Annotated in this window: 8 protein-coding genes and 1 pseudogene; 3 read left to right on the forward strand and 6 right to left on the reverse strand. The window is 35.6% G+C overall.

What is annotated here, in order from left to right; all coding sequences use genetic code 11:
• Positions 1-261 precede the first annotated feature (261 nt).
• Positions 262-1,440, forward strand: a complete 1,179-nt coding sequence (locus ACKI2P_RS11835) for an argininosuccinate synthase (protein WP_407377802.1) — start codon at positions 262-264, stop codon at positions 1,438-1,440.
• A 15-nt stretch (positions 1,441-1,455) separates the two neighbouring features.
• Here the strand turns inward: ACKI2P_RS11835 and ACKI2P_RS11840 are convergent, their stop codons facing one another.
• On the reverse strand, positions 1,456-3,099 hold the full coding sequence (locus ACKI2P_RS11840) for a helicase C-terminal domain-containing protein (RefSeq protein ID WP_407377803.1): 1,644 nt from the start codon (positions 3,097-3,099) through the stop codon (positions 1,456-1,458).
• A 106-nt stretch (positions 3,100-3,205) separates the two neighbouring features.
• Here ACKI2P_RS11840 and ACKI2P_RS11845 point away from each other — a divergent pair, with 106 nt between their 5' ends.
• Entirely contained in the window at positions 3,206-3,934 is a 729-nt protein-coding gene (locus ACKI2P_RS11845) for an NAD-dependent protein deacylase (RefSeq protein ID WP_407377804.1), read from the forward strand.
• Here ACKI2P_RS11845 and sfsA read toward each other — a convergent pair.
• Together sfsA and ACKI2P_RS11855 are read right to left on the reverse strand one after the other, a co-directional pair.
• Positions 3,881-4,596: pseudogene (gene sfsA, locus ACKI2P_RS11850) on the reverse strand (DNA/RNA nuclease SfsA). The gene ACKI2P_RS11845 and the pseudogene sfsA overlap by 54 nt on opposite strands.
• Positions 4,583-6,124, reverse strand: a complete 1,542-nt coding sequence (locus tag ACKI2P_RS11855) for an NAD(P)H-hydrate dehydratase (protein ID WP_407377806.1) — start codon at positions 6,122-6,124, stop codon at positions 4,583-4,585. Before ACKI2P_RS11855 ends, sfsA begins: the two are co-directional and overlap by 14 nt.
• A gap of 70 nt (positions 6,125-6,194) precedes the next feature.
• Here ACKI2P_RS11855 and ACKI2P_RS11860 point away from each other — a divergent pair, with 70 nt between their 5' ends.
• A complete protein-coding gene (locus tag ACKI2P_RS11860) occupies positions 6,195-7,328 on the forward strand; it encodes an NAD-binding protein (protein WP_407377807.1) in 1,134 nt (377 codons plus the stop codon).
• A 2-nt stretch (positions 7,329-7,330) separates the two neighbouring features.
• On the opposite strand, the gene ACKI2P_RS11865 is transcribed toward ACKI2P_RS11860, so the two are convergent.
• The 3 genes from ACKI2P_RS11865 to fhcD all read right to left on the reverse strand — a co-directional run bounded on the left by ACKI2P_RS11865 (position 7,331) and on the right by fhcD (position 12,052).
• On the reverse strand, positions 7,331-9,157 hold the full coding sequence (locus ACKI2P_RS11865; RefSeq protein ID WP_407377808.1) for an Ig-like domain repeat protein: 1,827 nt from the start codon (positions 9,155-9,157) through the stop codon (positions 7,331-7,333).
• 50 nt (positions 9,158-9,207) lie between these two features.
• Entirely contained in the window at positions 9,208-11,031 is a 1,824-nt protein-coding gene (locus ACKI2P_RS11870) for a hypothetical protein (protein WP_407377810.1), read from the reverse strand.
• A 136-nt stretch (positions 11,032-11,167) separates the two neighbouring features.
• A complete protein-coding gene (gene fhcD / locus ACKI2P_RS11875; protein WP_407377811.1) occupies positions 11,168-12,052 on the reverse strand; it encodes a formylmethanofuran--tetrahydromethanopterin N-formyltransferase in 885 nt (294 codons plus the stop codon).
• Positions 12,053-12,102 lie beyond the last annotated feature (50 nt).

Genomic DNA, 12,102 nt, shown 5'->3' on the forward strand with positions numbered 1-12,102 from the left:
CATTTATATACAATAAATTTCAATATAATATTGAAGTAAAAAAAATAATTTTTTACTATTACTCTTAATTGAGGTTTTCAAAACAAACGCATATAACATCAACCTCAATTATCCTCCCTCAATTAAGAGTTTTCTTCTGCCAACTATTTTTTTAACATTAATAACGAATAATCTTAAAACAACTACTTTTAAAAATTTTAAATACTATTAATAATATAAATATAATTGATTAATTCTTATTGAATTATTTATGGTGATTAAATGACTGATAAAGTAGTTTTAGCATTCAGTGGAGGTCTTGACACCTCAGTTTGCGTTAAATTATTAGAAGAAAAATATGATGTAGAAGTTATTACTGCATGTGTAGATGTTGGACAAGGCGAAGAAGAAATGGAAAAAGCAAAAACCATGGCATCCAAAATCGGTGGATTAAAACACTACAATATCGATGCCAAAGAGGAATTTGCAAACGAATACATCGCACGTGGAATCAAAGCAAATGCAGAATACGAAGGATACCCATTAAGTACTGCTCTTGCAAGACCATTAATCTCACAAAAAATATTAGAAGTTGCTGAAAAAGAAGGAGCAACTGCAATTGCACACGGCTGTACCGGAAAAGGTAACGACCAATTCAGATTCGAAGCAGTTATTCGTGCAATGTCTAATTTAGATATCATTGCGCCAATCAGAGAAATGAACTTAACCAGAACAGAAGAAAAAGAGTATGCAGAATCAAAAGGTATCGAATTAAGCTATGATAAAATTTACAGTATTGACGAAAACCTTTGGGGAAGAGCAATTGAAGGAGACGTTTTAGAAGATCCTGCAAATGAACCTCCTGAAGACATCTACGAATGGACTGCCTCCTGGGAAGATGCAAAAGACGAACCGGAAAAAGTATCCATTGAATTTGAAGAAGGTGTCCCAATAGCAATTAACGGCGAAATGATGCCATTGATTGACATCATCAAAAAGGCAAATGAAATTGCCGGAGCTCACGGTATTGGAAGAGTCGATACAATCGAAAACAGAATGATTGGCCTTAAAAGTAGGGAAATATATGAAACCCCTGCTGCAAAACTGTTAATTCCAGCCCACCAAGCTCTTGAAGAATTGGTTTTAACAACTGATGAGTTAAGATTTGCAGAATACATGTCAACTTTATATGCTGATTTGGTCTACAGAGCTTTATGGCAAGAACCATTAAGAGAAGACCTTGACCAGGCAATTGACAAAATGCAAGAAAGAGTAAGCGGAGAAGTCGTGATGAAAATATTCAAAGGTTCAATCCAACCTATTGTTAGAAAATCTCCATTCAGCTTACACAGCATAGAACAAATTACCTTTGAAGACAAAGAAACTGACCAGAGGGAAGTTGAAGGTATGATTAAATACCACGGTCTTCAAGCACAGAATTACCAAAAATTAAACAGATAGCTTTCAAGCTATCCTTTACTTCTTTTTTTGAATAGCTTCAGTGAAATACTCATTGAAAAAACTTTTATTGAAATCAAACAGATATCCGAAATCCGAATCTATTATATACATTACGCACCAATCATCTTCATCCCGTATTCCACGCCCATATGCCTGCATGATAGCCATTACTGCCTGATAATAATACCATGAAGGATCCAGAGATTTACGATACAAAACCTGCTCGTTCAGTTGAGGATAAGGAACCTTAAACATTATCTGAAAACGACACAAATCCCCTTTAAAGTCAACACCATCCTTAATTGATGCTCCTATAAGAACAACATCCTCATCGTTTTGTGTGAAATCCTTTAATATGTAATTTCTATCTTCACCACCAACGAATACCAAAGGATATTCCCTTAACCTGTCCATAATCCAAAATGCCTGTTCATTGCTGGAGGTGTGAATAACTCCTTTTTGACCCTTATGCCTATCCAATATCTCCTTTATTTTTAAGATAGCCTTATCGTTTTTCCAGTTCGGAATCCCCCTTGTCTTTCCACTCATCTTACAAACAAAATCAACATATATTGGGCGCTTGTCCAAGTCGAATGGACTTTTTTCATAGATATAATAGGTTTCATCAGGATTTATGTTGTTCCATTTGCAGAACTTGTCCTTATTTCCCAGGGTTCCAGTCAGAAATATACGGACATTACCCAACTCCAAAAGACTTTGTGTCTCTTCGGAAACTGAAAAAGGTTTAAATTCTGCGGAAATGTCCATCTTATTATCTTTGATTGAATCATATTCCGGCAAGTCTATAATCAGTTCTTCAAAAGCAAGACCCAAGCTGATTTCTGCAAATGATTTCATTTCTGTTTCCAGCTCCTGCTTTTCGACAAAGTCAAAATTGGAAAATCTGGACGGGTCGTTTTCAAACTCATCAAGCGTAACCTGAACGGTGGTTTTGCCTTCACCTTCAATTTCCTTGATTTTTGCCTTGCATTTACCTGCAAGTTCATCACATAGCCCAATCCAATATTCAGTATTGCTTTTGAGATACTTATATGATTTTTCACCACTCATAAGTGGAGCAAAGATGTCAATTCCAAATTTAATTGCAATATATTCACGGTTAAGAGAATGTGAGGACAGCATCAGCATTTTACGCTCAAGATTGTGTGCTTCATCCAAAATCAGTAATTTGCGTGAATCCAAGTTACCGTTGGCCACACCCATATAATACATGAAATCATAGTTTGTAATGACGTTTTCAGCCTCTTTTGCCTTGTTGAATGCGAGTCTGAAATCACAGTCCCCACATGGTTTTAGATTATACTCGGATTTAATGCAAAAATCACAGCTGCCTTTATAGTTGCATTCATAATTTCCCCTGCCTTTGATTTCAACAAGCATGTCCCCGAAGTCATCCAAGTACTGTTCCTGAAGCTGCTTTGTCATAGTCAGAATATAGGAATCTTCATACATATTGGCCAAAGTTGTAGCAATGGCGCTTTTACCTGTTCCTGTCCCGGCTTCCAGGATAATGTTTTTATATCCTTCCCCAATAGCCCAATTAATCTTATTAATAAGTTTTATCTGGCTGTTACGAGGTTGAAACATCGGTAAAGACCAATAGACCATCCAATCAAGATTAGAATTACTGTTATCCACAACAAACCCCCATAAATAATAACAACTTACTAATAGTTAATATATTGAAAATCCTATTAAAAGTTTTAGGAAAAAATTAATAATTACTAGTCATATAGATTAAATCATGTCTAAAATTAACGAATTGCAGGAAATAATTGATTCATCCGACAATATTGTGTTTTTCGGAGGTGCAGGAGTTTCAACAGAAAGCGGAATTCCTGATTTCAGGTCCGAAAGCGGAATATTCAAAAGCCTGGAAAAATACGGAGACACGCCTGAAAACCTAATCTCACATAGCTACTATCTGGACCACACCGAAGAATTCTTCGAATATTATAAAGACACACTTGTATTTAATGATGCAAAACCAAATGCTGCACACATTGCTCTTGCAGATTTGGAAAAGGCTGGAAAACTAAAAGCAGTTATCACCCAAAATATTGATGGACTTCACCAAAAGGCAGGCAGCAAAAACGTTTTGGAGCTTCACGGAAGCATCCATAGAAATTACTGTCAAATCTGCGATAAGGAATATGGACTGGAGCACATTTTAGAAAGCGAAGGAATTCCAAAATGTGAATGCGGCGGAATCGTAAAGCCTGATGTGGTGTTATATGAAGAGCCTTTAAACAATGCGATTTTAAGTTTTGCAATAGATTACATTTCAAATGCCGAAACATTGATAATTGGAGGAACTTCACTTGTCGTTTATCCGGCTGCCGGTTTGATAAATTATTTCAACAGCAAAAATCTTGTTCTGATTAACAAAAGTGAAACTGCCTATGACAATCTTGCAAGTTTAGTTATCAACGACGCTATCGGAGAAACATTGTCCCAAATCAAAATCCAATGACTCCTCAATCAATTCGATTCCATCCAATTGATTGTCGCATCTATAAACAAGTATTTCAACACCATTTTCATAAGCTTCATTTAACGTTTGTGAAAAATTCGGATCATTTTCCCAGTTCGGTCTGAAGAACATGCCCAGCGGATGCTGAATGAGGAAAAATACTACACAACGATTGCATTCTTTTTTAAGTTTAATCAATTCTTTTAGATGTTTTGTGCCCCGTTCTGTTGGAGCATCTGGAAATCTGGCCTCATCACCGACAATCAGTGTTACGCCCTTAACCTCAACAAAGCAAGATTCGCCATCTTGATTTTCCAAGTATAATCTATCCTTGAATTGTCTATGCTTTTTTCTCTTTGATGAAAATCATAGCCTGCAAGTTCCTTTATTTTACCATTTATGATTGCATCATATACAATGGCATTGGCTTGCTGAGAGTAAAGTGATACCAGAACTCCCCTGTTTTCAACGAAATGAAGTGAAAATTTAGTTTTTCTATTCGGATTATCAGAAGGTTTTAACCATACAACGGCATCATCAATCAATAACTCTTTACATCTGCCAGTATTTGGCACATGAGCAATTTCAAGACTTCCATTAACTTCAACTTCTGCTATGAAACGGTTGGGACGGTTTTTAAAAATTCCTCTAACATAATCCATCTTTTATCACGCCACCAATGTGGAAAACCAAATCCGTAGCTGAAAATCCATTACCTTTCATATCATAAGCCCTATCGCCTGCAAGGCCATTTATGAAAACAGCCAAACATGCAGCATCAAATGAATTTAAACCCTGAGTTAAAAGACTTGTTGCAATCCCTGCCAGTGCATCACCTGTTCCTCCAACAGTCATACCAGGATTTCCGGATTTATTAATCCTGAATTTTGTTCCGGACAAAATCAGATCATATTGGCCTTTGACAATAACTGTTCCGCTAATCTGGCGGGAGATTTTTTGAAATTCAGTGATATTTTCATCAACCTTTCCAAAGTCATATGAATCGATATCCAGTTTCAAATCTTCGTTTACATTGAAAAATGACCTGAACTCAAAAATATGAGGAGTCAATATTACATCATCACGATTTTTAATCAGGGACAAATTCACCTGTTTTAGACTGTCGGCATCCAAAACAATAGGTTTTTTAATTTTTGTCGCCAATACATTGAAAAGCTTTGATGTTTCATCACAAATTCCCGCTCCAGGACCCAAAAGTACAGCGTCAACATTTTCAGACAATTCCAATATTTCATCTGCATGGTCTAAAGACAAGTTGTCTCCAGGCAATGATTTAACAATCAAATCAGGAGATGTTGATTTGATAGCTTCAGCCGCTTTTTCAGGACTTGCAACATACACTAAATCAGCACCTGCACCAATGGCTGCCATCCCTGCAATGGCAGGAGCTCCGGAATAATCCTTGCTTCCGCCCACAATCAATAATCTGCCATTGTTTCCCTTATGAGAATTTGATGACCTGTTTTTAAGCCTGAGAAAATCTCCATAGTTAACAAAGTATTCCGCTTCGAACGGGATTCCAATGTCGGCAGTGACAAGACCTCCAACAATTTCCTCTTCAGCATGGCGGACTCCGGTCTTAATCTTATGAAAACTGATAGTGTAATCCGGAACTACAGCCAAGTCATCGACTTCACCCGTTAGAGGGTCCATTCCGGAAGGCACGTCCACACTGATTTTGATTCCGTTGGAATCGTTGATTATCTCAATAGCTCTTCGAATATTGGTTTGCAGTTTACCTTTAATTCCAGTTCCCAAAAGTCCATCAACAATTACATATTCACTTTCAGCAGTTTTTGCCAGTTCACAGGAGTTAATATCTTCTAGTGATTTTAAATTAAAGACTTTTAAGCGTGACAAACGTGGCTTCATATTCTGCAATATTTCAAAATTGGTTTTAGCTTCGGATGAATGGATATTGTCTTTCAACATGTAGACATCGACATCATACCCCCGGTTCAATAAATATCTTGCCGCTACAAAACCATCTCCACCATTTCCGCCGGAACCTGTGAAAATAATTACTTTTACCGGCTTTGAAAATGTATAGACTGCAATTTTTCCTACTTCTTCAGCGAGAGATTTTCCGGCTGATTCCATTAAGCATAAACGGGACAATCCCAAATATTCACAATTATAATCTGTTACCATCATATCAATTGGGTCCAAAAAATCACCTTTAAATTAAAATATAACAATTATTAATAAATATAATTATCTTAATTCAAGGAACATTTTTATGCGAAAAATTACATTGAGACTTTTAAAGGAACTGCCCGAAAAATACATCACAAGCGGACTAATTTTAATAATTATATTATTTATATATGGAATACTCGGTTCTTATTTCATTATGGATTTGAGTTTTGTTGATTCTGTTTATTATTCTGTCATTACAATGGCCACTGTAGGTTATGGAGATTATATCCCAACGACAGGAATCCAAAAAGTATTTGCAACAACTTTGGCTCTATCAGGAGTTGCTCTGCTTGCTTATGTATTCAATGTGATGTTAACAAGTTTCCAGGAAAGAATGATTTTATTTTCAAGAGGAGCGCGAAAAATGAAAGTAATTGAAAAAATGGATGATTATTATATAATATGCGGTTATGGACGAGTGGGAAAAGTTGTTTTGGATGAATTGCAGAGAAGAAATCAGAATGTAATCCTCATCGATAAAAACGAAGAAGCAGTGGAGGACCTTGAAGAAACCGATTCTCTCATAATTCTTCACAAAGATGCGACAGATAACGATTTGATTTCAAAGCTGGCCGGTAAAAAATGCAGAAGCGTGATTTTGTGCACCGGCGATGACGTGATAAATATCTTTATCTCTCTGACTATACGTGAAACCAATCCAAACGCATGGATTGTAAGCAGAGCAAGCAAATTAGAAAATGTTTCAAGACTTAAAAAGGCAGGTGCAAATAAGGTCGTGTCTCCTGAAGTCATTGGAGGTCAAGACTTATACTTTGAATCTGCAAGACCACACCTTCTAAACATAACCGTAAGACATGAACTGGATGAAATATTTGACGAATTTGAAATAATATCAAAGCATGGCTGTACCCTTGAAAACATCCAATACCATTTGCCAGGAATTGAAACCCCATTAGTGCGTGAAATTAAAAAAAATGATTTAACTGACGCCAAAGAGTTTAAAAATTACTTGAAAACACACGATGACAAAATGGAATCAATAAAAAACCTTTATAAAATCGTAAATAATATACATTCACATGTTATTTCAGGACCCGACGCTGAAACCTTCGACAAACTGCTTGAAGATTTGGAAAAAAACGAAGAAATACTGGGAATTAATTTAACAAATAAAGAAATCTCTGAAATAACAAGAAAAGAAATTGAAAAGTGAAATTATACTATATTAATTCCACTTTTACCAGATATCAGATATTTATTGGTGGCAGGTGCTAAAACAACCTTGTATGACCCTATCAGGAAATTTTTTGTATTGATTTTAGCAACACCCTTTTTATCCGTTTTAACAGAATAAGTTTTAGTTCCATTAACGGAAGTAATTTTGATTTTTATCTTAAGCCCTTTCACCACTTTGTTGGTATTTTTATTTTTAATAGTGACTTTAAAGTATTTAGTTTGATTAAAATCGTTTGTTACCTTTGGAGCGGAGATTTTTGTTGGAATTTTAACTAGCTTGTCAATATTTCCAAACTTATGCACACCGAGATATTTCTTGTTAGGAACTTTAGGAAGCTTATGTGCACTGAAAAACTTATTCTTGAATTTTACATTATCAACCAATCTTCCAGAAGAAACACCGACAAATCTACCGTTATCATTTGCCGCATATGCCTTGATTGAAGAGGTAGTTTTGAAATTTTTATCTGTTGTTGCTTTCCAGTGAAGTGCAACAACCTGTCTTCTGTTAACTCCATAGTGGTCAGTTGCACCTACTTTAATAGCTGCTTTGGCAGGATTGGTGCTGTATTTTTTATAAGTGCTGTGACGATAATATTCCTTGAAATTTGGAGAACAGCTAAATTCACCAGGTTTCAATTTGCCTGTGATAATCTTGTTTTTCCAGACGACAGCATATCTTCCATCAGGTGCCTTGATTGAGAAATGTCCGAAGTTTATGCTGTGTTTGTACCTGTATATCTTTTGCAGGGAAGATTTTTTAATCTTATTTGATTTAACCATGTCCACAGCCAATTTTTGCATGGAGTTGATGAAATCAAGTGAATCCAGACCGCCGTTACCTACAATCCATCCGTTAGCAAAAACAATCAGATGAACAAAACCACCGGCATTTACATGTTTCACTACAGGTATGCCTCCCAATTTATCTTCTTTAATAGTGATTGTAGTCATTGCAGTATTGTCCCTTCTAAAGCCGGCAACGGATTCGGTAGCACTTACCTGCAGGAAAAATGAACAACAGTCCTCACCAGGTGAAGATTTGACCTTCATTGTTGCTTTAGTTTTTGAAGGCTTGTATGAGATATACTTCTTATTTTTGGAATCCTTAATCTGAGCAGATATCTTATATGTTCCGACTTTAAGATTTTTCTTTAATGTTGCAACCCCTTTGCTGTTGGTTGTTGCATAATAGTAAGAATATTTCTTGGTCTTAAGTGAGTAAACCTTAAATTGAACTTTGATTCCGCTAACAGGATTTTTTGTTATTTTATTGTAGACCTTTGCTGTGAAAAATGAGCCGGATTTATAATAAGTTTTGAAATTACTCATTTTTACTGCTAATGGAACCTTATTAACTTTAACATTGAAATTTGCATCTGATGATGTGAAATTTTCATCACCGGCAAATTTTACGTTTAATTTATAATTACTTGGCTTTAAAGCATTGTAAGATAAAATTAGTTTACCACTGCCATCAGTGGTTTTATTTTCAACCTTTCCATTGAAATAAACATCAACATTTTTATTGGCCAATGGAGTACCATTTGAGTCCTTGAGTTTGACTTCAACATTTACATTTTCTTTATAATATGAATTAGTATTTTTTATATCAATTTGAGTAATGATTTTTGAATCATCCGAATCAACTGATTCTGCGAGATTTTCCCCAATCAGTTCTTGAAATGAACTTTCATCAACGACATCGCCAGTTATGTTTTCTGAAGCTGAAACAAAACCAGTACTCATGATTACTGCTGCTAACACTAACAGAAGTATCAACGTTCTTTTATAGTATTTTTTCATAGATCCACCCCAAACCCAGATGAAAAAAAATTAGAGAAATAAATTTCCCCTTAATTTTTTACTTTAATAGTGCTTTTGCCTGAAATTAAATATTTATTTGTAGCCGGTGCCAGAACGACCTTGTAAGAACCGGTTAAAAAGTCTTTAGTATCTAACTTAGCAACACCATTCTTATCTGTTTTAAGTGTATATGACTTTGTTTTATTATGCATATATACTTTAACTTTTATTTTTAGATTGGATACCGGCTTTTTAGTGTTTTTATTTTTTATTGTAACCTTGAAATATTTTGTCTGATTGAATTCGTTTGTAACAGCAGGTGCTTTTATTGTAGTCGGAATTTTAACCAATTTACCGATATTTCCAAACTTATGAGTACCCAAATGTTTCATTTTAGGACTGGATGGAAGTTTATTTTTACTTACAAATTTGTTTTTGTAGTAAATATTGTCCTTCAGATAACCAGTAGACCTGCCGACCATCCGGCCGTTGTCATTGGAAGCGTAAACCTTGACCAGCGAAGTTGTCTTGAAATTTTTATCGGTTGTTGATTTCCAATGGAAAAGAGTAATATCTCGCCTATTTACTCCAAATACATCAGTTGCACCGACCTTTACGGCAGCTTTCAACAGGTCATTGCTGAATTTGGCATAAGTGCCGTGCCTATAGCATGACTTCAGGTTAGGAACGCTGATATACTCACCAGGTTTCAGTTTGCCAGTATGGTAGCCGTTCAGCCAAACCACCGCAAATTTTCCGTTGGGCGCCTTGATTGAGAAGTGACCAAGACCCAATCGCCTTTCATAGTTTTTAATCTTTTTAAGGTAGGAGGTTTTAATCTTGTTTGCCTTAACCATTTTTCCCGCAAGATTTTCAATTGCCCTGTTGATGCTTGGATTGTCAATTCCCCCAGTTCCAATCATCCATCCGTCGGATGTTGTAATAGAATGGAAAAAGTAAGAGTTACTTAATTTATACTGTTTTATGGCAGTTCTGCCATGCCATTTAACATGTTTTATGTAAACTGTAAGTGCATTGGTGGCATCACGCCTGAAACCTGCCACACTTTCTGTTGAACTGGTCTGCAGGTAAAATGAACAGCATCCGGTTTCGGCAGTAGGTTTAACTTTCATTGTAACCTTGTTTTTGGAATTTTTATATGAAATGTAGTTTTTATTTTTTGAATCCCTGATTTGAGTGGAAATCTTATAGGTTCCTATCCTTAAATTTTTATTTAATGCTGCAACACCATTATTATCAGTTGTACTGTAATAATATGAATATTTCTTGGTTTTTGTGGAATAGACCTTAAATAAAACCTTAATTCCTTCAACTGATTTTCCAGTTATTTTATTGTAAACCTTTACTTTAAAAAATAAGTCAGAATCAACATAAGTGTTGTAATTGCTCATCTTAATGGCAAGAGGTGCTTTTTTAATTTTTACAACAGCATTTTGCCCATTTGAAGTGAAATTTTCATCACCGAGGAATTTGACTGATAATTTATATGTGTTCGGCTTCAAACTTAAAGGCAACGTGAATTTTCCCAAATAATCAGTTGTTCGACTATACTGTTTTCCATTTAAACATATGCTTAACTGTTTATCTTTAATAGGAGTTCCGTTATTGTCCTTAAGATATCCTACAACATTGCTTTTTTCCTTATAATATGAAACAAGGTCATCCACTTCAATTTGAGTATCGGTTTTCTGCAAATCAGATGCATCGTCAATAATATGTTGGTCATCTACCCCATCAAGTATTGCACCGTCTTTAAAACTTTGCGTTGTGTTGTCCTGAGCTGAAACGATACACATGCACAGAAATAAAACGAACAGAATCAAAATAAAATTGAAAATCTTAAATCGCTTCATACTATCCCCCATTTAATGATAACTGTCCATCAATAATGAACATATATTAAACTATTGGTCAGGAGAGTATAAAAAAATATATTATTTATTCAAGAAGTTAATTTAAAAAAAAGAAGTGAAAGAGAGTTGAACTCTCCTAGAATAATTCTTGTAAGTGGATTTGGTAAGGTCCTAAACTACCGCCGTAGTTACCAGCACCGATTTCGATAACACCAGGTACTTGGCAAGCAGCTTCAATACCTGCTTTCATAGCAGCTTTAACGGATTCTTCATCTACACCGTCAATAACGATTTCCATGTTTCCGAATACGTTTTCTGGTAATTCAGTTTCCACTTGGTCTTTTAAGGTTACACATTCTTTTTCGTTGGTAGATGCACTCATGAAAGAGTATTTGGAACCAGTTTTGGAACCAGAAGCAACCATACCTCCGGAGAAAGGAGTGATAACACCAGGAACTGCGTGAATAGCATCAACAGCAGCTTCAGCTGCAACAATGGAAGCCATTTGACTGTCAGCCATGATAAAGAAGTTTCCACCAGCTACTCCATCTTTCCATCCCATTTCATCTTCTACTAAGAATTCACCGGACATGATAGGAATTACGTGCATTTTTTTACCATTAACATCTTTTTCGGTTTCGAATCCGTCACCGAAGAATTTGAGTTGTTTTCCGGTTGGGAATGCTTCTTCACTTTCTAAAGCGTTGAATGCAGCTGCAGTAGGAGCAGTTAAAACACATTGACCGATTCTGTCCATAAGTTGGTTGCCTAAAGATTTTTTAGACATGTGGCAGATCATGATTGCATAACCTGGTCTTCCATCTGGAGATTCAGTTGGAGGAACATATTGGTCAATACCTGCTTCTGCAGGACATCCGATAACTGAAGTAGCAAATCCTGTAGCTTCAGTAGCTGCAATTTTAGCTAAATGTTTGGTAGCAGCAGTAATAATTAATCTAGATACTTTAATTCCGAAACCTTCAGCAAAGGTATCTTGTATATTTACGCCATTAATTTCCATTTTTTCACCATTTAGTTAGTTGAAAATTAGGTTAAAAAAATTATTAATTA

This window comes from Methanobrevibacter sp., assembly GCF_045541095.1.
Taxonomy (GTDB): Archaea; Methanobacteriota; Methanobacteria; order Methanobacteriales; family Methanobacteriaceae; genus Methanocatella.